The following is a 21,494-nucleotide window of genomic DNA, read 5'->3' on the forward strand; positions in this document are numbered from 1 at the left end:
CAGGGAGGCATTCACCGACGCATCCCAACGTATTTTTGGAGGTATTCATGCAACGATTCACCGCCCTGTTCTCTGCGGCCCTGCTCAGTGCCGGCCTGATGGGCTCCATGGCCCATGCCCAGGAAGACACCGCCGCTGCCGCCGAGCAGGCGCCGGCCGAGGCCCAGGCGCAGAACTTCTCCGACGCCCAGCTGCAGAAGTTCGCGGATGCCTCCAAGGAAATCGCCGTGATCTCCCAGGACTACACCAAGCAGCTGCAGGAAGCCGAGGGCGACGAGGCCCAGCAAGAGGTGCGCCAGGAAGCCAATGACAAGATGGTCGAGGCAGTGGAAAACAGCGGTCTCGAGGTGGATACCTTCAATGCCATCGGTCAGGCGATCCAGCAGGACCCCGAGCTGATGCAGCGCGTGCAGAAGATGGCTCAGGGCAGCGCCGAAGGCCAGGGATCCTGAGACGAGCCACCTGGCTCGCTGTAGTCTTCAAGAAGGCCACCCCCGGGTGGCCTTCTTCGTGTCAGGGACTGTCCGAGGGAGAGACGCGCCTCGGGCCGGGCCCGAGGCGCGTCGCCAGCCGACCAGGGTATGGGGTGGACTCCCACCCACCCACACCGGTGCTGCCGCATCACACAGGTGGGGGAGGGGGAGCGGTACAGGGCGGAAGACCATAGGCTGTGGGACACCATGGCCGCCGCACCTTCCCGATCAACAGGAAATATCTATTACCTTGACAGTACAGTTCGCGGTCACCTGACGGTCAGGCCAACTGACGCCTTGCCGCGCGTGTCGTATTCAAAAGCAGACAGGCGATGGTCATCGGGCCCACGCCGCCCGGCACCGGGGTGATGGCCCCCGCAATCTCGGAGACCGAGTCAAACGCGACGTCACCCACGAGCTTTCGTTTGCCATCCACTTCGATGGCATTGATGCCAACATCGATGACCGTGGCACCAGGCCTGATCCAGTCAGCATTAATGAGCTCCATGCGGCCAGCGGCGGCTATCACAATGTCGGCGTTACGACACAGCGACTCGATGTCCTTCGTGCGTGAATGCGCAATAGTGACGGTACAGTTTGCCTGTAGCAGCAGCGCTGCCATCGGCTTGCCGACGATGTTGGAGCGACCCACCACCACGGCATTCTTGCCGCTCAGGTCCGGGTGGACCTGACGCAGCATGATCATGCAACCCTGGGGCGTGCACGGTACCAGCGATGCCTGCCCGGCAGCGAGTGCCCCGACATTGACCGGGTGGAAGCCATCGACATCCTTGGCCGGGTTGATGGCGGCGATCACCTGTTCCTCGTCGAGGTGCGACGGCAGCGGCAGCTGCACCAGGATGCCGTGCACCTGAGGGTCATTGTTCAGCTGATCGATCAGCTGATTCAGGTCACCCTGGGTGGTTGCGGTGCCGAGGCGGTGTTCAATGGAGCCCATCCCCGTCTCTTTCGCCCGCTTCACCTTGTTCCTCACGTACACCTGGCTGGCGGGATCCTCACCCACCAGCACCACCGCGAGCGTCGGCACTACGTCATGCTCGGCCCTGAGCTGCTCGACTTCGGAGGCAACCTCCTGGAGCACCTGGTTAGAGAGCTGTTTTCCATCGATTAATTGAGCCATGGTCGCCTCCGCTCCTACTTGAAAATGACGGTCTTGTTGCCAGACAGGAAGACCCGGTGCTCGGCGTGAAGTTTCACTGCGCGTGCCAGCGCGACCGTTTCGGTGTCCCGGCCCAGGGCAACCAGCTCTTCCGGGTAGTAGGCGTGATTCACGGGTTGGACGGACTGCTCGATGATCGGACCTTCATCCAGGTCGGCAGTCACATAGTGTGCGGTGGCCCCGATAAGCTTGACGCCGCGCTCGAACGCTTGGTGATAAGGTTTGGCGCCCTTGAAGCCGGGCAGGAAGGAGTGATGGATATTGATGGCGCGCCCATGCAGCTTCTCGCAGAGATTGTCGGACAACACTTGCATGTAACGCGCGAGCACCACCAGCTCGGTTCCGGTCTCGTTGACGATGTTGAGTAGCTCGGCTTCCTTCTCCGGCTTGGTCTCCTTCGTCACCGGGAGGTAGACGAAGCGAATGCCTTCGCGCTCGGCGATCGGTCGAAGGTCCAGATGATTGGATACCACCGCGGCGATCTCGATGTTCAGCTCACCCTTGCGATGACGATAGAGAAGATCGACGAGACAGTGGTCGAATCGAGATACCATGATCAAGACCTTGGTCGGGCGGTGGGCATCATGCATGGCCCACTCCAGGCTAAACCTTTCTGCGATATCCACAAAGCCGGAACGCAGCTCTTCAAAAGAGTGGCAAGAGTCCGGAAGGATGCTGAAAACGCTCCTCATGAAGAACTGGCCAGTGACCTTGTCGTCGAATTGTGCCAGCTCGACGATGTTGCAGCCACGATCCGACAGGTAAGAGGTGATGCCGGAAACGATGCCGGGGCCGGTTTCGCAGCTGACGGTAAGGACGAATTGATTGTTCTTTTCCAGGGAAGTGTTCATGGCAGGAAGCCCTATGTGGTAATGGTTGTTTTCCGATGCTCTAGACAGTCACCTCAGCCCGCTTATCTGATCGCAAGGGCCTTGGAGTCAATTGCTTGGCATGTCGTTAGGTTTGTCATTCGCAAGTGCACGTCCACCCTCATGCGTAGTCCCTCTCGAGAGTGGGTTCGCTGAAGGGGGGCCATGGCTCACGATCGCCCAGCACTCCGGATCTCTCGATGATGTCTGCGACGGAGGATTCCTGGCGATGGGCCATGACGTGTACGCCACTGACTCCCTCGATCTCTCGCAGTTGCTGGATCAGTTCGATGCAGATGTTTCGGCCTTCCGCCTTCTGATCCTTGGCACCTTCCAGTCGCTTGATGATGTCATCCGGAATGTGAATCCCCGGGACATTCCTGCGCATCCAGTCCGCCGTTCTTGCCGAGGCCAGCGGTCCCACCCCGGGCAGGATGAAACACTTATCCAGCAACCCTAGATCCCTGGAACGGGCCATGAACGTCCGGAAACGTGGCAGGTCGAAACAGTACTGTGTCTGTATGAACTGCGCGCCCGCCGCAATCTTCTTCGCTAACCGATGAGGGCGGAAATCGTAGGGCGGCACGAACGGGTTTTCTGCCGCACCGAGAAAAACCCTCGGTGGATCACTGAGCTTTCTCCCGCTGGCGAAGACATGCTTGTCTCGTAACCTGGCGACCGTCTCCAGCAACGACATGGAGTCGAGATCGAAGACCGGCTTGGCTTCCGGATGATCTCCCACCTGTACACCATCCCCCGTCAAGCAGAGGATGTTGTTGATGCCCAGTGCTGCCCCTCCCAGCACATCCCCTTGAATGGCAATCCGGTTCCTGTCCCGGCAGGAGATCTGCATCACCGTTTCATAGCCCATTCGTGACAGCAGCGCACACATCGCCACGCTAGACATATGACAGTTGGCCCCGGAGCCATCGGTGGCGTTCATGCTGTCCACGTAACCGTCGAATACACGGGCCCGGGCGTAGACTTCTTCCGGGTTCGCCGCATCGGGTGGCGCGAGTTCGGCGGTGACGGCAAAGTGCCCGGACCTCAGCACACGCTCCAGCCGCCCGGCGGAGCTATAGCCCAGTGTATCGGATGCCAGGTTGCCATGATCGGCCCCAACGATAATGCTCACTTTGAAGCCTCCTTATGCCCTGCCTTTTGATCCGATGCCCCACGGGCCACGCGCAGCCAGGACGAGCTCCCTTTCAGGCGGTGATCCACCGGAAGTTGCACCACCTGAATCGTGTCGCCCCCTTTCATCTTCTGACTTCCCTCCCAAGCTTCGACCCAGACACAACGCTTCTCGGGGTAAACTTCGCAATTCCCGTTCTGCATGACGCCTCCACAGGGACCATTGCGCATGGTCTTGGGGCAGTTCATGGAACAGGACATGCCGGTAGAACTGAGGATGCACTGACCACACATCTGGCAGTCGAACAGCAGCCCCTTGCTGAGCTTCTCCAGCTTGCCCATTGGCTTTTCTGCACGCTGGTAGCCTACCGACTTCCACAGCGGATGCAGCTTGACGATCACCGGTTCGAATGCTCGATAGGTGAGCTCAAACAATCTCGCGTGCCGTGCGGCCCATAGACGAACGGAATACACAAGCCTCTCCTGCCACGGCACACCACCGTGGAGCCAATCGTTGCTTCCTGGATTCACGAGACATCTCTTGAAAATCGTTCGCCATGAATCAGCCAAGATCTGGATGGCTTCATCAAAGAGGTGCCATTTGACGAGGCATCCCATTGACGGTCATCGATTTTCCACTAGCTCCCATGAATCCAGGCATTGTTAGGGAAATCGACAGCTGTGATGGCCCGCGATCGATTCTAGAGCGTCTCGACCGGCGATCCCGGGCCACCATTCCCCACGTCGCAGTGCTTGCGCACTGCCCCCAGCCCCTTGTGCAATAGGCCGGCGTTCAAGCGGATGCCGCGATCTTCTTCTTGGGGTCGAAGAACGGCTTTTCGACCACCACAGCCTTCGCCGGACCCGACAGAGTTTGCACTTCCAGCTCGGTTCCGAGCTGAGCATGTTCAATGCCCACCATGGCCAGCGCAATATTCTGTTCCAGGCGCGGGGAATAGATCGCAGACGTCACCTTGCCGACGGTCTCGCCTTGATGGCTAAGCGGCCAGAAGGAGGTGTTCGGTCCCTTGAGGGGCGCCCCGTCGATGCGTAGGCCGACCTGCTTGCGGCTCACGCCGTTCTCACGGATACGCTTAAGCGCGGCCTTGCCGATGAAATCGGCCTCCATGTCCGGTTTCACCAGACGATCCATCCCCAGTTCGTAAGGGTTGGTACCGATGTCCGCATCGGCGTGATAGGAGAGCATGCCACCTTCGATGCGGCGGATGGAGGAGGTATGACCGGGCTTCAGACCGAAGGGTAGACCTGCCGCCATGATTTTCTCCCACAGCTCGTCGCCGCGGGAGCCGTCTTGAAGATACAGCTCGTAGCCCAGCTCGCTCGACCACCCGGTGCGCGAGACGATCAGCGGAATACCGTCGAGCTCGAGCTCGCGAAGCCAGTAGTAGCGCAGATCCATGATGTCGTCTCCGAAGAGACTCTTCATGATCTCGCCTGATTGCGGACCTTGCAGCTGCAAGGGGGAAACATCGGGTTCGCGGATGGTGACATCGAGCCCGGAGTTGAGCGCGACTCCCTGTGCCCACAGCAGGATGTCGCTGTCAGCCAGTGAGATCCAGAAATGATTCTCTGCCAGACGCAGCAGGATGGGGTCATTCAGGATACCACCGTCGGCATTGGTGATCAGGATGTACTTGCACTGACCGGCAGCCATCTCCGACAGGTCGCGCGGGGTCAGGCTCTGCATAAACTTCGCCGCATCGGGGCCGGTGATTTCCACTTGACGCTCAGCGGCCACATCGCAGAGGATCGCATCGTTAACGAGGTTCCAGAAGTTCTGTTCCGGATCTCCGAACTCGCGCGGGATATACATGTGGTTGTATACTGAAAATGCTGTTGCGCCCCAACGTACTGTCGCGTCAAAGTAGGGAGACTTGCGGATCTGGGTGCCGAATCCAAACTCAGCTTTTTTTTCCATTTGGACTACATTGCTGGGCGAAACGTTTGTCATGCTGATCACCTTTGTTGTGATATAGAATTCATTGTGCTGCGCGAACTCATTTATTCGGCACGGCTCACTATAGCCCCACATGACCTTGGAACGCGGCCTAAAAGCACGCCAAAACTAGCATGAACAGGCCAATTATTGGCGGTGCGCAGACCGTTTGGTCCGGCGCCGGCGAAAGCCTGCCGCGCCCCCGGCGGAACCCGCCCGCGTGACCAGCCGCCACCCGCAGGGAGTGACAAGCGAGGGCCACCCGAGCGCGCCCGAGCCGCGCCGCGACAGGCCACGGCTGTCGGGGATATCCCGACAGGCCAGCTCTCGCCCACCGGGGCGCGACCTGGACCCCGGCGAGGAGCAGGGCGGGATCGCAGAGGCCCCGCTCAGGAGTGGGGGCTGGGAGGGTAGTGCAAGCGATACGGCCCCACCGGGTGCGGAAGGGCTGGCGGAGGCACGTGGCCGCCGGGCTTACGGCCTAGAGCCGGAGGCCCACGAGAGGAGGTGGGCGGGGCGGCCAGACCGGTTACCCGTGGGCACAGGCTGGACGACGACAGGTGGCCATGAACCGAATCAGGTGCCTGCTTAGTTATCAGGGTCGGTAATCAGATTGGCCAGGTTGACTTGAGTCGACTTGATCTCTCGGGTGGCGATGTACGTCATGTAGCGCTCAATCCCCAACTCCGCTGAAAGCAGTTGATCCATTACGTGCTGAAAAGCGGAAAGGCTGGGAGTCACGACTTTCAATACGTAATCCATTCCTCCTCCCGTGGCCATGCATTCGACGATCTCATCAACTTGATCGACATATTCCATAAAGCGGTCGAAATTCGCTTTGCTATGTTCCTTGAGTGAAACGGTAACAATCACCTTCGTGGCATTCGCGATTTTATCGAGCGCGATATCCGCGTGATACCCACGTATCAGGCCGGCATCCTTTAACCGGGTGAACCGAATCCAGCATGGCGTCGGGGAAAGGCTGACCAGCTCTGACAACTTGGTTTTGCTGAGCTGCCCGTGCTGTTGCAACGCGCGAAGAATGCGGATATCCGCAGCATCAACAGCAATTTTCCTCTTTTTCTCAGCCTTCATTGTAATCCTCAAGGGTGTGACTGATTCAGGAGTGAGGCGTAACATTTCTTGGTGCTATACATGGCGTGTGGAGATCTAGCCACAGGCGATGTTGCGATTGACAAAATAGAATAACCGCAACCATCCAGGGGCGGTCCGTGGGTCATCTGTCGCTAGCTTCCGAAATGGTCAGGCATAAGGGGGAGGCAGGCCAGCGACGGACAACCACAGCAGACGCTGCTATCAGCCGGCTCAAGGGAAACAATATCATATTGACGTGCGCCGTAAAGCACGAATCCCATGGCGAGAAGTCCGGCCGGGATTGCGGCATGCCGCCCTGGGACAGGCAACAGGACGCGCAGCTGGGGAAGGTCACCGAGCGATGCCTGCCTTGATGAAAGGGCAAGGATCCGCGGAAAGGACGTGATCGGATGTTCCGTGCCCATGCCTGCATCCTGTCCGGGGTGCGATGTGGCGGCGGAGTCGGGGGCCGCACTCTGCATCAACTCCTTGTCGGATATGACGTTGTTCCATCTGAATGACTTCGCATCGAGGATACCTGCCCGCCAAGTGCTTGCTGACGTTGCAGAGCGTGATGGTCACCATGTGTACCAGTGGGTGAGAAGGCGGTGAACGGCCCGGGGAAGTGGAGCAACTGCTGTCGCTAGCCTTGGGCGTTTCCTCATCCGCTATATCCCGCAGGTGGACATCATCAAGTCCATTCGAGCTGTTAGAAATATTGAGTGCCTGGGCGCGCAGTGGTTGGTTTGATTCTCGGCACGCTTGGAAACCGGTCGGCAGCCTGCCAGCGCAAGCGGCTCGACTGGATGGACCATCGGGTTCATGTGATCCAGCTGTGGGCCTATTCACCCGAGTTGAGTCTTATCGAAATCGTCTGGTGGCAAGTCAATGATGCCTGGTGGCTGATTGAAGCGACAGCCTGCGAGAGCTTTGCTCACTTGACCCGTACGGTAAAGTGGCTCCTGACCATCTGCGATGGCAAGACATATGCGATCCCTCTTGCGTAGGTGCTTAGATGCTGTGTGGCTGATGACGACGCATCTCGTTCAGGAAGCGGAGCTCCTTGATTCGATGCTTGCAGGCTGGTGTTTGCCTAAAGTCGTGCCTCTGCTGCCTCTCGGCGAGTGGGGAAATGTGCCAGAATTATTCTAGAGCCTGGTGGCTGATTACTGGAGATATGATAGCAGGAGCAAGAAGGTTCAGCACTGGAGTAGAAAAACCCGGCACAGACAACCATGCCGGGCTTGTCATGAAAGTGACACTATGCCGGTGACAAGAAAGGAAACAGAAAAATGTAGTGCTGCTAATCCTCAGGGATGGGCTGGCCAGAGATTTTTGACTGTCGGCCTAGCTCCGCCATGAGATTAATTGCTGTATCCAATCCGCGTCGAGCGTTCTCATCATTATTCAATCGCCTGATGCTTTTCCATAGCGTCGGGGGAACTTCTCCCTCTCCCGCTTGAACGGATGCATATTGCAAGGCATTCGTGATCGTCCAAACACCCCCGATGCTTTCCTCGTAGAGTGTCATGAGTTTCTGCACCATGGCATCATCTGTCATTTCAATGACATCGGATACTGCGGCCAGCAAGTCCACTATATTATGCAATCGGCGACCTTGAAGTAAGGGCGAAATTTTTTCTATTAAGTCGGCAACGCCTTCTAAAGTGGCTTGATTTTGCAAGGCAGGAGAAGATTCAACCACCTTCGCAAGTGACTGTATGGATGCAGTCGCACTTTCATTGCTCATATATGCCTCCCTTGTTTAAATCAAGCCGCGAGCTACGGACCAATACACGCCACGATTAAAACCCTTTCGCATGAGGCCGCCAATTTTGGTTGGTGGTGTTGGTTTGACATCCTCATCATAGTCGTACCAGAGTGGCATGCCTGCCTCCATACCCATTTGAGCAATGGCTTGTACTTTGCCATCGTATTCATCGACTGTTTTTCCTGTGCGCATCAAGCCTGCAATGTTGTTGCAAATAACCGGGGACTGGTTGTGACAACTCCCCCCGGCTTTGCTGATGGGCAAATCAACAGTGTCGCCCATTATGAACACGTTCTCAAAGCCTTCAAGTTGCAGTGACTGGCGATCGGTAGGTAACCAGCCTTCATTATTAGGTGACTGTGAAAAACCCGAGTCAAGTACTGCATCTACAGCACGAATGGGTGGAGTCTGCATCAAGATATCAAAATTTTCTTCTGCACCTTCTTCTGAAATAGCCACATTCCTTTCAGGATCGACGCTGGCCAAGGTAAAGCCTCGCTTATGCTTGATATTTTTTGAGTCAAATATCGATGGCAATACCTCGCCGGTTCTCTCCTGCAGGAACAGACAATTACGAGTTAGCTGCGCAATGGTTGGATACGTGTACACGATCTCAACTTTATCACGCACGCCTCGTTGGCGTAAGAATTCATCCAGCATCAATGTGGTTTCTATCGGCGCAATACCGCACTGATGGGGTACGTTTGGCGTTTTGGGAAATGTCACACCAATAAAGATACGACCTTTTTCGATGGTCGAGATTTTGTCAAACAGTTTACGCGCCGGAGCATGCTGGTAGAAGTGATCTCCCGCTTCCTTCAAACCTTCTATACGCTCCGGGGCGGGGATACAACCTGTGGAGACCACCAAGTAGTCGTAATCATGCACATCGCCTGAACGCATTTTCAAGCGACTGCTTTTAAATTCAAACCCCTCGACTCTGTCCAGTACAAAATTGATTTCTGGGCGCAGCAGCGATGCCTGAGGGCGCCTTAGCTCATCCTTGAAGAATTTGCCAAATGCCACATACATGAATGCTGGCTTGTAGTAATGCCAATAGCTGTCAGAAATCAAGGTGATGCGTGCCTTTCCGCCATTGATCTCGGGATAGATCTTTCGGACCAGGTTGTTGGCGGTCATTGTTCCGCCAATACCACCACCAACGACAATGATATTCTTTACCATGTTATTCCTCCTGATACACTCTTGCCTACGCCAAGCGTCCTGGGACTGTTTTTCAAACCTTGCTTGTAAGCGTTATCCCCCCATGCTCAACAGCTCTCTCAAGGCATGAAATGGCAGCAAGGCAACTGCATGGCGTGACGGCATGGCTGCTGCATTTTGCAACATCATTAAATCTGGCCAGATCAGCGATTCGGCCTCCGGTGGTTTTTCCTTCAGGATCTGCTCTATCTGCTGCTCAATGTCAGAGAGTTCCTTCATGCCTAGGCCAATGGCTCGTTCAGCAACGAGTGCCGTAGTGGCTTGTGCCAGTGAGCAGGCGCGAACCCGATATCCAATCTCCTGGATAATGCCATCATCAATTACTGCATCAATGGTGACGCTATCCTGGCTTTCTGACTGACTTGTGAGGGTGATCGTGCGAACCGTACTGCCTTGGAGTCGTCGGTCACGACGCACTCGAGAAGCATATTGTCTAAGCTGAACAATGAAGTCGGGCCGCGCTATATCACCATACATGCTTTCCAATCTACACCCCGCGAAACAGTGAATACGACTTCACAAAAAACCAGTCCCTAAGCCTGCTTGCCTCATTACGGTGATCGCCGCGTGAGGGCAGACCTTCTCGGCGATACCTGCCCAGTGATTGCCGCTATCAGTCTGAATGGCGCGTAACTGATAGCCTGTAACTCTAGCTCCTGGCATCTCTAGTTCTTCATTACATCATGCGGATTTGGATTGATCGGTCGGTTTCCCCACGGAGGTTCCGATCAGGAAGATCATCGCATGAAGTTGGCCTCGTTCTGGTAAGTAAAGTGTTCCTGGCCGCCGCTGGCGGCCTAAGAGGGTTTCCACCGTGACCAGCGAGTGGAGTGGATCCTGTCAATCGACATTGGCAAGGCATATGCAATTCCTTTCTCATGGATGCTTGCTTGCCCTAGGCCGATGATGCAAGGGACATTTCCTTGGCTGCGTGGCTTCTGCGCTTTTTCTGGGCGTCGATCAACACATCTCTCAGCAACTCTTCGGCACTGGGATGGTAGATGGGCATCTCCAGCACCTGCTCTGCCGTCATGCCATGTGTGATGGCCAGGGCAAGCAGGTGTGCCAGGTGCTCGGCCTGGTATCCCAGCAACTCGGCGCCCAGGATGGCGCCGCTTCGGGCGTCCAGATAGACCTGAATATGCCCTTGCACCTTGTTCCAGACCACATGGCGGGGGCTGGCAAACGGCAGCTCGCCAATGACAATCTCCCGGCCTTGAAGTCGCTGGAAGCTCTGTCCGACGATGGCGATCTGAGGATCGGTGAAGAACACCATCAATGGCGGTCTGCGCGCTGCGGGCGCCGCGTCCGGGTAGTTCAGCGCATTGTCGGCGGCGATACGGCCCTCGTCGTAGGCTTCATGCCACACCGGTAGGTGATCGGTCGCATCGCCGGCAATAAAGATGGGATGGTGAGAGCAGCGCATCGTCTGCGGATCGAACCGTATCGCACCAGTGTCGCTGGACTCCACGTCGGCATGCTCCATGCCCAGGCGGTCCACGTTGGACACCCTCCCCGTGGCGACCAGAACCCTGTCGAACACCTTAGTGACCCGCTCGCCATTCGACTGCTCATACTCGATCCAGGCGCCTTCAGCGTCCTCCCATGTGCTCCGTACCTGGCCGCTGGCGTGGATATCCAGTTCGGTGGCGAGGACATCGAGCGCTTGCCGCTGCATGGCGGGGTGGGTGAGGGCGTTGATCTTCCCGGAGCGGCCGTAAATGGTCGTCGCGACGCCCAGTCGATGGAGTGCCTGGCCCAGTTCCAGCGCAATCACTCCCATGCCGATCACGGCTATCGAGCGGGGCAGGTCTTCCAGCTCAAATACCGTATCGCTGGTGAGGACGCGGGCCATCACAGGCTCGAACACCTCGCTGATCGCGGGCCTGGAGCCGCAGGCGAGGATGAACTTCTTCGCATTGACCTCGATCCCTTCGCCCACCATGAGGCGGCCCGGCCCGATAAACCTGGCGCGCCCCTCAAGCTTGTGATGGGCCGGAATCTTGTCGACGTAGCCGAGATTGCGGGCGACAAATCGATCATCTCGCTCTCGGCGCAACCGTTCCAGGACTTTGCGGCCCTCCACGCGGCCCGAGGCAGGCACCCCGAAAAAATCGCTGGTCTGCAAGTGGTGGGCATGATCGGCCGCTGTGATCAGCAGTTTGCTGGGCATGCAGCCGACCCGTGCACAGGTGGTGCCGTAGGGGCCGTCCTGGATCATCACCAGGCTGTCGGTCTGGCGGCTGATCCTCGAATAGGCGCCCAGTCCGCTGGTGCCGGCGCCGATGATCGCGTATTCAACATTCATGGTCTTCATGGCAGACTCGCTCCTGCGCCCACGCTGCGAATGGGCATTCATGCTGTTGTTGGTGACCGGCGATTGGCCGGCTCGGCCAATCGCCGGTGGAAAGCGTTAAAACGAGGTCAGGTATTGCCGAAGTCGGCGGCCTTTTCCTCGATATGTATAGGCTCCTCGGGTTCCTCCCCGACATGTTCGGCCTGCGCTTTCTTGCTGCGCTTTTCGATGATGAGATAGAGGATGATCCCGACACCCAGTCCCCAGGCGGCGCCGTAGACCGCCAGCACGACCCCCATGGTGCCGGCGACCCCCATGGCGGTGGCGTTCTTGACCTGCTCTACCCCCACACTGATGCACAGGTAGCCGGTGATCAGCAGGGTGATGGACAGGGCGATCGGCAGCACCGGCTTGAACAGGGTGACCAGGGGCAGCAGGAACAAGGCAAGAAAGCCGACGATCCAGAACACTCCCGCGCCGCTGTAGATGGTGTCCATGGCCGAGCGACCGTAGCGGTAGCGCTCGGCGATGGTGGCCATGGCACCGGTGAACAGCGGGCCGGCGAGGCCAGGGTAGGGGGCGAACAGGCTGTGAAGGAGGTTGCGGATGCCAGTGATGATGTGCACCCGGTCGACATTGACTTCGATCTTCTCGTCGGGGCGCAGGTGATCCACCCGATCGAGCAGACTCTGGCCAACGATGATGTCACCGAAGGCGATGATATAGGCGATGATCGCGGTGGGAATCGCCATCCACAGGATGTCCAGGCCGGGGAAACCCACCGTGAACGGCAGGTAGTTCCACATCTCGCCGAAGGCGGGAGCGGAAAGGCCGAACTCGATGTCGGGCAGCGGATACTCGCCGATCAACCAGCCGATCCCCATGGCGATCAGGGTCCCGGGGACCATGCCGTAGCTCGAGATGATCTTGGCCCAGCGGTGCTTCTCGATCAGATCGCGGAAGGAGAGGGAGAATAGCATGTAGGCGGTGACGGCAAAGCCGATGCTCAGCGCCCAGGGGGTATTGGCCAGGCGGCCGCCCTCGGAGATCTCACCGGTAATGGCAGCGATGCCGGCGCCGATCAGGATGCCTGCCTTCATGGAGCTTGGGAAGAGGTTGACCAGCTTGGTGCCCAGGCGGGTGATGCCGAGGAAGAAGAAGATGAACGTCATCACCAGTTGCAGCCCCACCAAGGCCCGGATGGCCTCGGGACCAGGTTCGAATTGACCGATGAACAACAGGACCACCGGGATGGCGGGGGTAATCCAGCCGGGGACGAAGGGACTTCCCAGCAGATTGGGCAGCATAAAGCCGACACCGCAGACGACAACGAACGCCAGGGCCACCTCGTAGGGCAGAGCCAGGTATTTCTCCAGTAGCGGGATCATGGCCATGGCGACCACGAACATGATCAAGGCCTGGACGGTTTCCGCGGTTTCCCAGCGATAGTGGATGAAGGGTAGACGGATCTTGAAAGGGCCAGCCGACCAATAGGGATGTTCCTCTCCGTACTTGCGACTAATCAAAGACATCATGGACTCCTCGCCTTTTTATAGATTGTTTTGTTTTTGCGGATGTTCCTTGTTGAGTGGGAGTTTCGGGGTTGCTTGATTGCTGATCAAGTCCATCGGGCTGGTGGTTTGATATTAAATGCTCGTGCTGTTTTAATAGCCATGGCTCAAATGGCGTCACGCCAAATGCAGGCTATCCGGAGCCCCATGAGGGGGTAAAGTGATCGTTCCTAAGCATTTGGGTTATTTTTTGTCATTCAGCCCTGCCTTGCTGCCCTCGTCGACCTATCGTATGTTGCTGACCTTTCTCCGATGGCGGGCCTGGCGGCTGGCTTTCACATTAGCTGGACTAACCCTCCTGGTTAGCAATCGTCGTTTTACGGATGTTTCTCGGATCACTTAGGCTGCGGCTATGCTCAGGAGGTTTGTCTATGTCAGTTCATCAGTCCGTCATTCGTTGGCAGCGCGCCCCTCACGAAACCGATGCAAGCACCTACTCGCGTAATCATCGAGTTACGCTGAACGGTGGCCAGCAGGTTGATGTGTCCGCATCGGTTGAATTCAAAGGTGACCCAAGCTGCGCCGATCCGGAGCAAATGCTGATCAGTGCGGTATCAAGTTGCCATATGCTTTTTTTTCTGGCCATCGCCGATTATCAGGGTTATCAAGTCGAATCCTATGAAGACGACCCGGTTGGTCATTTGGAACGCAACGATAAAAAGGGGATGGAGGTGACGCGTATTGAACTGTCACCGCGCATCACCTTCGGTGGTGATAAAATGCCCGATCAGAAAGCGATATCCAGAATGCACGCAGGTGCCCATAGGAACTGTTTTATTCGGAACTCGATCACCGCCGAGGTGACGATCAACCACCTTTAATCAGCCACCTCTGTCGGGAGGCATATATGAATCTCAGTAAAACAACGGACGACATCCTGCTCAGGGAAGATAAGGACGGAGCCGTCTATCTCACGCTGAATCGCCCGGACAAGTTCAATACCTTGTCCGAAGCGATGCTGAGCGAGTTGCAGCGGGAGCTGGATGCGATCGCTGCCGACTCCACTGTCCGCTGTGTCGTGATCGGCGGCAACGGGCGGGGGTTTTGCGCCGGTCACGACCTGCGAGAAATGCGTGCCAATCCCGACAAGGCCTATTATCAGGAGTTGTTTCGCAACTGCAGCCGGGTGATGCAGAGCGTCGTCGCCCTGCCGGTTCCGGTCATCGCCAAAGTCCAGGGCATGGCCACGGCGGCGGGGTGCCAACTGGTGGCCAGCTGTGATCTGGCCATCGCCAGCCAATCGGCCAGCTTCGCGGTATCGGGCATCAACGTGGGCCTGTTCTGCTCGACCCCCGCCGTCGCGCTGGCACGCAGCATCTCTCCCAAGCGGGCGTTCGACATGCTGGTGTCAGGCAATTTCATCGATGCGGATACGGCGTTGGAGTGGGGACTGCTGAGTGCGGTCACCGATGACGACGACCTGGACGCCGCCGTGGCAGACAAGGTGGAGCAGATCCTGAGCAAGAGTCCGGCGGCAGTGCGCTTTGGAAAGTCCATGTTCCATCCTCAGCGTCAGATGGCGTTGGCCGATGCCTACGACTTCGCCGGTAATGTGATGGCCGAAAACATGATGAGTCCTGATGCAAGCGAGGGGATCGATGCCTTCCTCGGCAAGCGTCAACCCACCTGGGAGCAGCCAGGCCACTAGTGCCCACTGCGCGCGAGAGATGACCGCAGCGGATCCTCTGCAGCGGATCCTCTGGCGGCATGGCCGTCGATACGCGTGGTGATGGCCGAACAGCTAATGACTTGTCCCGCCGCCGTGGCGGTTGAAAGGCAGGGTTATGAACCCTTCCCTAAAATAACAGGGGTTGATCCATGAATGATATTTGCCATTTCAATGAGGCTCTCGAGAAAACGGCGGCGAATCATGTTGCGCTGTCCCCCTTGAGCTTCATCAAACGGGCTGCCGCTGTTTATCCCGACAGGACGGCGCTGATCTACAACGAGACGCGGTACACCTGGCAGCAGACCTATGGCCGCTGTTGTCGGCTGGCCGCCCTGCTGACACATTTCGGCATCACCCGGGGAGATACGGTGGCCGTCATGTTGCCGAACGTTCCGGCCATGTACGAAGCGCACTTCGGGGTGCCCATGGTGGGAGCGGTGTTGAACGCGATCAACATTCGCCTGGATCCGGAAGCGGTAGCCTTTATCCTCGATCATAGCCGCTCACGCTTGCTGTTGGTGGACCCCGAGTACGCCGACGTGGTTGACAAGGCCCTGGCAAGGTTGGAAGGGCCTGCGCCCAGGGTGATCAACGTGTCTGACCCGAGCCAGGGCGTAGAGCGCTTCATCGGCGACCTGGAGTACGAGGCGTTGCTGGCCGAGCAGCCGGAGCGGGATGACTGGCAGCTACCGGCCGACGAGTGGGACGCGATTGCGCTGGGTTACACGTCCGGCACCACCGGCAACCCGAAGGGGGTCGTCACCCACCATCGGGGCGCGTACCTGAATGCAGTCAGCAACGTGCTGTCCTGGACGCTACCTGCCGAGGTGGTCTACCTCTGGACGCTGCCGATGTTTCACTGCAACGGCTGGTGCTTCCCGTGGACGCTGGCGGCGATCGGCGGGACCAATATCTGCCTGCGGCGCGTGGATCCCGAGCATATCCTCACGCTGATCAGGCAGCACGGCGTCAGCCATTACTGCGGTGCGCCCATCGTCCACTCAATGATCGCTGATGCTGCGGTGGCCGCGCAGGAGCCGATCGAGCACAAGGTCTCTGGGCTGATCGCCGGCGCGGCGCCGCCGGCGTCGGTGCTGGAGCGGATGGAGACCATTGGCGTCGAGCTTACCCACGTCTACGGCCTGACCGAGACCTATGGCCCCGCCTCAGTGTGCGCCAAGCAGGATGGCTGGGATCAACGCCCCCTGGATGAGCGGGTCCGGCTCAATGGACGCCAGGGCGTGGCCTATCCACTGCAAGAAAGCATGGCGGTGCTCGATCCGGTCACGCTGCAGGCCGTTCCCGCCGATGGCGAGACGGTCGGCGAGATCATGTTCCGAGGCAATATCGTCATGAAGGGCTATCTGCGCAACGAAGCCGCCACCAGTGAAGCCTTTGCCGGCGGCTGGTTTCACTCCGGTGACCTGGCAGTGATGGAGCCGGACGGCTACATCAAGATTCGCGACCGGCTCAAGGACGTCATTATCTCGGGGGGAGAAAACATCTCCTCACTGGAGGTGGAGGATATCATCCAGCGGCACGACGAGGTCGAACTCGTGGCGGTCGTGGCGATGGCGGATGCCAAGTGGGGCGAAGTTCCCGCCGCCTTCGTCCAGCTGCGTCCCGGCAGCGAGCTGAGCGAAGACGCATTGATCAGCTTCTGCCGGGAGAATATCAGCCGCTTCAAGGTGCCCAAGAAGATCATCTTCGGCCGACTGCCAACCACCTCGACGGGGAAAATCCAGAAGTTCCAGTTGCGACATCAGCTCGAGACAAGCCTGTCGGCTTGAGTGGTTCGGGCAAGAAGGAGGGGACAGTCGCGTGGTGGCGCCCTGGCTTTTAGAATGGCAGCGATTATAGTGGCCGTTAAACGGGTCACTCGATCGTGCCGGTGGCTCACCACCATTTGCGAGTATTGGAAATGTCACGACTTCCGCCCCTGATCTCCCTGTCCTATTTCGAGGTCGCCGCACGAACCAAGAGTTTCGCCGCGGCCGCCAAGGAGCTCAACGTGACACCGGCGGCGATCAGCCACCAGATCAAGGCGCTTGAGGAGTATCTTGGTGTTGAGCTGTTTGTCCGCCACCACCGGCGTGTCAGCCTGACCCCGGCCGCGCGGGTGGCTCTGCCGGAGCTGCATGAGGGGTTTCAGACGCTGAACCGCGCGGTGGATAAGATCCGCTCCTACGGCGAAGAGCGCCTGATCGTCACCGTTTGTGCTGAACCCCTGTTCGCCACCAAATGGATCGTGCCACGCCTGCACCGTTTCTACGCCGTTTGCCCAGACGCCGAAGTGCGGTTGCAGGCGAGCCTGCATACAGTGGACCGTGCCCGTGATAGCACCTTCGGCGTGGCCGATCTCAAGCGCGCCGGCATCGATGTTTCCGTGCGCCTTGGCTACGGCCAGTACCTGGACTTGGAGTCCCAACGGCTAATGGGCCTGGATCTGGTACCCATCTGCATACCGGAACTGGCCGCCACCGTGGACGGTGTCGACGCCCTGGGCGGGCAGCCGTTGCTGTGTGACAGCACCCTGACTCGCTTCAACGAGCCCTGCGACTGGAAAGAATGGTTCAAGCAGCAGGGATGTGAAATCGGCGCACTACGCGAGCGACGATTCGGCAACGGACTTCTGGCGCTGGAAGCGGCCTTGGCCGGACAGGGCGTCCTGCTCGGCAGTCGGGACCTGCACCAGGCGGAGCTGAGGGCGGGGAAGCTGGAGTTGGTCAGTGATAGACCGCTGAACTGTGAACAGGCGTACTACGTGGTCAGTGCGGGCCCGGGCCAGGAGCGATCGATCGCCGGACAGTTTCGTGAATGGTTGCTGGATGAGGCGAACAAGCCTGCCTGAGCTTTGCCTGAAGAGTCGGCGAGGATGGCCAGGGCTAGGCCCGCTCCCGGCGGGGCAACGCATTTCCCACTGCCATGTGGGGCACAAGGCAAGAATCGGCTCAAAGTACTCGTTTACACCGCGTAAACTCCGTCTTTTCGTCGATTGCTAACGCTGTATGGGCAAGTGCAGGCAGTATTCAGACACAGCGTAAGTCCTGAGATCCACCAATCAGCGCCTATATGACCTCTTGCTGGCTGGCAATGCCCCGGGCGGAGCAATGCGACAGGTTGGCTTGCCTGGTTGCGGCCTCGAGACATTCGCGCGTGGCATCCTGATCAACCCTTGCGTCGGGGGCCCGGCTCCCGCCGAGGTCCGCAGACGGCAATTGACTCGCTCGCCGACATTCGGACGCGGCCAGGTTCTGATCGGACCGACCAGGGGGCGGGCGATGCCGGTGGCAGGGAGCATGCCCATAAAATGAGCTGCTCGACCGTGGCGGGCAGCCGGGGGGGGGCTTGGCTGCTGGCAGCGTCGGACGCCGCAGGTAGACCGCTCCGTCCAAATGCGGATCGCACGGTTGCGACAAGGGCTATCATGAGGCGGACATCGCCAGCGCTGACGCCGAGGCCACGTGCCCGTCAGCGGTGCGTGAAGGCGCAGTACGGGCGCTCCTGCTCCCCCTCGTCATGGCCAGCTGCGTGGCCCCGGCTCGGCCCGCGTCCGGCTTTACAGCAGGGGTGGGCCATTCCAGACTGGGCGCAACCAAACGCGCGGGAGCAAGGGCATGGACGTGGAACTGCTGGAGATTCGCCAGCACCTGGGGCGCTTCCCCCCCTTCGAGGGGCTCTCCGACGAGTTGCTGGACGAGGTGGCGAGTCAGGTCGAGGTGGCCTACTTCAAAGCGGGCAAGGACATCCTCACCCTGGGGCAGGAGCTGCACGAGCTGTGCTATATCCGCAGCGGTGCCGTGGAGGTCTACCGGCGTGGCGGCGAACTCCACAACCGGCTCGGCGAGGGCGACATCTTCGGCCAGTTCAGCCTGTTGCGCCATCGGCGCATCCGCTACCCGGCCAGGGCCATGGAAGATACCCTCATCTACTTCATTCCCGAGGCGGTCTTCCATCATCTCTGCGAGGCGGACGATCACTTCGGCGATTTCGTCGAGCTGCAACGGCCGCGCCTCGAGACTGCCGTGGAGCAGCAGAAGAAGAACAACGACATGATGATCACCCGGGTGCGCAAGCTGGTCAGCCGCTATCCGGTCCTGGTCGAGGCCTCCACCACGGTGCAGGAGGCCGCCCGCCAGATCACCGACTACCAGGCCTCGGCGGTGCTGGTGCTGGATACCCCGAATGACAATCCGCGCTATACCTTTCGCGACAGCGAGGATCGCGCCTGGCAGGTCCGCGGCATCCTCACCGACAGCGACTTCCGGACCCGGGTGGTGGCCGAGGGGCGGCCGCCAGACACGCCGGTGGGCGAGGTGGTGGCCGATCGGGTGATCGCCGTTCAGTCCGACGAGTCAGTGCACGAAGCCATGCTGTGCATGCTGCGCAACAACATCCACCACCTGCCGGTGATGCATCGCCGCCGCCCCGTGGGCATCGTTCACCTGTCCGACATCATCCGCTACGAGACCCAGAGCAGTCTCTACCTGGTCAGCAATATCTTCCATCAGCCCACCGCGGAAGGGCTGGCGCGGCTGGCCCCGGATGTCGATGCCGCCTTTGTCCGCATGGTCGAGGAGGGGGCCGATTCCCGAATGGTGGGCAGTGCGCTGTCCACCATCGGGCGCAGCTTTACCCGCCGGCTGCTGGAGCTGGCCGAGGAGACCCTGGGCCCGCCCCCGGTGTCCTACTGCTTCATGGCGCTGGGCTCGATGGCCCGCAACGAGCAATCCATCGTCACCGACCAGGACAATGCCCTGGTGCTCGCCGACGACTTCGATCCCGGCCAGCACGATGACTACTTCCGCGAGATGGCCAAGATCGTCAGCGATGGCCTCGACGCCTGTGGCTACCCCTACTGCAAGGGCGACATCATGGCCACCAACGAGCGTTGGCGCCAGCCGCTGTCGGTATGGAAGCGCTACTTCACCGAATGGATCGAGCAGCCCAATCCCGAACGGTTGCTGCATAGCTCGATCTTCTTCGACCTGGACACGGTGTACGGCGAGAACGTGCTGGTCGAGCAGCTGCAGGACCTGGTGGCCGAGAAGGCCGCCAGCCATCCGCTATTCCTGGCGGCCATGGCGCGCAATGCCCTGAACCGGACGCCGCCACTCGGGTTCTTCCGGACCTTCGTGATGGAGAAGGACGGCAAGCACAACAACTCCATCAACCTCAAGCGGCGCGGTACCGCGCCCATGGTCGACCTGATCCGGGTACATGCGCTGGCCTGTGGCTCCAATGCCCAGAACTCCTTCGACCGCCTCGACGACATCGATCGAACCCAGCTGCTCGCCCCCGGGGTCAGCGACCGGCTACGCTATGCCCTGGAGTTTCTGTCGATGTCGCGCATACGGCACCAGGTCATCGACATCGAGCATGAGCAGACGCCGGACAACAATATCGAGCCGGAGAACGTCTCCAGCTCCGAGCGCCATAACCTCAAGGATGCCTTCCAGGTGCTGAGCAACGCCCAGAAGTTCCTCAAGTTCCGCTACCCGATGCCCTCCAGGGCCAAGTGAGCGGGGCCTCTGGATGCTGACACGCCCGCGCAGGACGCAGGTTCCCGACTGGACGAGCTATCTGGCGAGCCGGGCCGGAGCGGCCCGGGACCGGCGTCTGGCACGCTTCTTCGCTGCCGGCGCGCCGGCGCCGGAGACCCCCATCGCCGAGGCGCCGATGGTGGCGCTGGACATGGAGACCACGGGCCTCGACGCCCGGCGCAACTCCATCGTCAGTATCGGGCTGGTGCCCTTCACGCTGGAGCGTAGCTTTCTCCGCGAGCGCCGCTACTGGGTCGTGCGGCCGCGGCGGACCCTGAGCGCCGAGTCGGTGACCTTTCATCACATCACCCACGCCGATATCGCCGGAGCTCCGGAGCTCGACGACATCCTGGAGGACCTGCTGGATGCCCTGGCCGGCCGACTCGTGGTGGTGCACTACCGGCATATCGAGCGCCCCTTTCTGGATGTGGCCGTCAAGGCGCGGCTCGGTGAGGGGGTGATGTTTCCGATGATCGACACCATGTCCCTCGAAGCGCGTATCCACCGCCAGTCGCTGCTGGCCCGCTTCAAGCGCTGGATCGGGCGCCCCCCGGCCTCCATCCGCCTTTACGACAGCCGGGCCCGCTACGGTCTCCCCCCCTATCAGGGGCACCATGCGCTGACCGATGCCCTGGCCACCGCGGAACTGCTGCAGGCCCAGATCGCCCACCATTACCTCCCCGACACGCCCGTCGGGGCGCTGTGGAGCTGA

18 protein-coding genes are annotated in these 21,494 nt (G+C 59.4%); 7 read left to right on the forward strand and 11 right to left on the reverse strand.

The window, feature by feature from the left end; all coding sequences use genetic code 11:
- The first annotated feature begins 47 nt into the window (after positions 1-47).
- Positions 48-452, forward strand: coding sequence for a DUF4168 domain-containing protein (locus EKG36_RS10015; protein ID WP_126483631.1), 405 nt, complete (start codon positions 48-50; stop codon positions 450-452).
- 301 nt (positions 453-753) lie between these two features.
- Here the strand turns inward: EKG36_RS10015 and folD are convergent, their stop codons facing one another.
- The 11 genes from folD to EKG36_RS10070 form a co-directional block, all read right to left on the reverse strand.
- Positions 754-1,614 carry a bifunctional methylenetetrahydrofolate dehydrogenase/methenyltetrahydrofolate cyclohydrolase FolD gene (folD, locus tag EKG36_RS10020; RefSeq protein WP_126483633.1) on the reverse strand — a complete coding sequence of 287 codons (861 nt, stop codon included), beginning with the start codon at positions 1,612-1,614 and terminating at the stop codon, positions 754-756.
- Positions 1,615-1,628: 14 nt separating this feature from the next.
- A complete protein-coding gene (gene purU / locus EKG36_RS10025; RefSeq protein WP_126483635.1) occupies positions 1,629-2,504 on the reverse strand; it encodes a formyltetrahydrofolate deformylase in 876 nt (291 codons plus the stop codon).
- Between the two features lie 139 nt (positions 2,505-2,643).
- Positions 2,644-3,657 carry a methylenetetrahydrofolate reductase gene (locus EKG36_RS10030; protein ID WP_185827529.1) on the reverse strand — a complete coding sequence of 338 codons (1,014 nt, stop codon included), beginning with the start codon at positions 3,655-3,657 and terminating at the stop codon, positions 2,644-2,646.
- The gene (locus tag EKG36_RS10035; protein WP_126483637.1) at positions 3,654-4,130 is read right to left on the reverse strand and encodes a methylenetetrahydrofolate reductase C-terminal domain-containing protein; all 477 of its coding nucleotides are present in this window, start codon (positions 4,128-4,130) and stop codon (positions 3,654-3,656) included. Before EKG36_RS10035 ends, EKG36_RS10030 begins: the two co-directional genes overlap by 4 nt.
- Before the next feature lie 319 nt (positions 4,131-4,449).
- The gene (locus EKG36_RS10040) at positions 4,450-5,628 is read right to left on the reverse strand and encodes a glycine cleavage T C-terminal barrel domain-containing protein (RefSeq protein WP_246007482.1); all 1,179 of its coding nucleotides are present in this window, start codon (positions 5,626-5,628) and stop codon (positions 4,450-4,452) included.
- 573 nt (positions 5,629-6,201) lie between these two features.
- Complete coding sequence (locus EKG36_RS10045) at positions 6,202-6,708, reverse strand: Lrp/AsnC family transcriptional regulator (protein ID WP_126483639.1); 507 nt, start codon at positions 6,706-6,708, stop codon at positions 6,202-6,204.
- Between the two features lie 1,303 nt (positions 6,709-8,011).
- Entirely contained in the window at positions 8,012-8,458 is a 447-nt protein-coding gene (locus EKG36_RS10050) for a hypothetical protein (RefSeq protein WP_221766068.1), read from the reverse strand.
- A gap of 15 nt (positions 8,459-8,473) precedes the next feature.
- Positions 8,474-9,664 (reverse strand): NAD(P)/FAD-dependent oxidoreductase, encoded by a 1,191-nt coding sequence (locus EKG36_RS10055; RefSeq protein WP_126483641.1) that lies wholly within the window; start codon positions 9,662-9,664, stop codon positions 8,474-8,476.
- 72 nt (positions 9,665-9,736) lie between these two features.
- On the reverse strand, positions 9,737-10,180 hold the full coding sequence (locus tag EKG36_RS10060) for an iron-sulfur cluster assembly scaffold protein (protein WP_126483643.1): 444 nt from the start codon (positions 10,178-10,180) through the stop codon (positions 9,737-9,739).
- Positions 10,181-10,598: 418 nt separating this feature from the next.
- On the reverse strand, positions 10,599-12,020 hold the full coding sequence (locus tag EKG36_RS10065; RefSeq protein ID WP_185827530.1) for a dihydrolipoyl dehydrogenase: 1,422 nt from the start codon (positions 12,018-12,020) through the stop codon (positions 10,599-10,601).
- 107 nt (positions 12,021-12,127) lie between these two features.
- Positions 12,128-13,531 (reverse strand): solute carrier family 23 protein, encoded by a 1,404-nt coding sequence (locus EKG36_RS10070; protein WP_126483730.1) that lies wholly within the window; start codon positions 13,529-13,531, stop codon positions 12,128-12,130.
- A 410-nt stretch (positions 13,532-13,941) separates the two neighbouring features.
- On the opposite strand from EKG36_RS10070, the gene EKG36_RS10075 reads away from it, so the two are divergent.
- From EKG36_RS10075 to EKG36_RS10100, 6 genes are all read left to right on the forward strand, one after another.
- A complete protein-coding gene (locus EKG36_RS10075) occupies positions 13,942-14,391 on the forward strand; it encodes an OsmC family protein (RefSeq protein WP_126483647.1) in 450 nt (149 codons plus the stop codon).
- Between the two features lie 26 nt (positions 14,392-14,417).
- On the forward strand, positions 14,418-15,218 hold the full coding sequence (locus EKG36_RS10080; protein WP_126483649.1) for an enoyl-CoA hydratase: 801 nt from the start codon (positions 14,418-14,420) through the stop codon (positions 15,216-15,218).
- Positions 15,219-15,388: 170 nt separating this feature from the next.
- Complete coding sequence (locus EKG36_RS10085) at positions 15,389-17,029, forward strand: acyl-CoA synthetase (RefSeq protein ID WP_126483651.1); 1,641 nt, start codon at positions 15,389-15,391, stop codon at positions 17,027-17,029.
- A gap of 131 nt (positions 17,030-17,160) precedes the next feature.
- A complete protein-coding gene (locus EKG36_RS10090) occupies positions 17,161-18,090 on the forward strand; it encodes a LysR family transcriptional regulator (protein ID WP_126483653.1) in 930 nt (309 codons plus the stop codon).
- A gap of 766 nt (positions 18,091-18,856) precedes the next feature.
- The gene (locus EKG36_RS10095; protein ID WP_126483655.1) at positions 18,857-20,761 is read left to right on the forward strand and encodes a DUF294 nucleotidyltransferase-like domain-containing protein; all 1,905 of its coding nucleotides are present in this window, start codon (positions 18,857-18,859) and stop codon (positions 20,759-20,761) included.
- Positions 20,762-20,774: 13 nt separating this feature from the next.
- On the forward strand, positions 20,775-21,494 hold the full coding sequence (locus EKG36_RS10100) for a 3'-5' exonuclease (protein WP_126483657.1): 720 nt from the start codon (positions 20,775-20,777) through the stop codon (positions 21,492-21,494).

Source organism: Halomonas nitroreducens (assembly GCF_003966155.1).
GTDB lineage: Bacteria > Pseudomonadota > Gammaproteobacteria > Pseudomonadales > Halomonadaceae > Halomonas > Halomonas nitroreducens.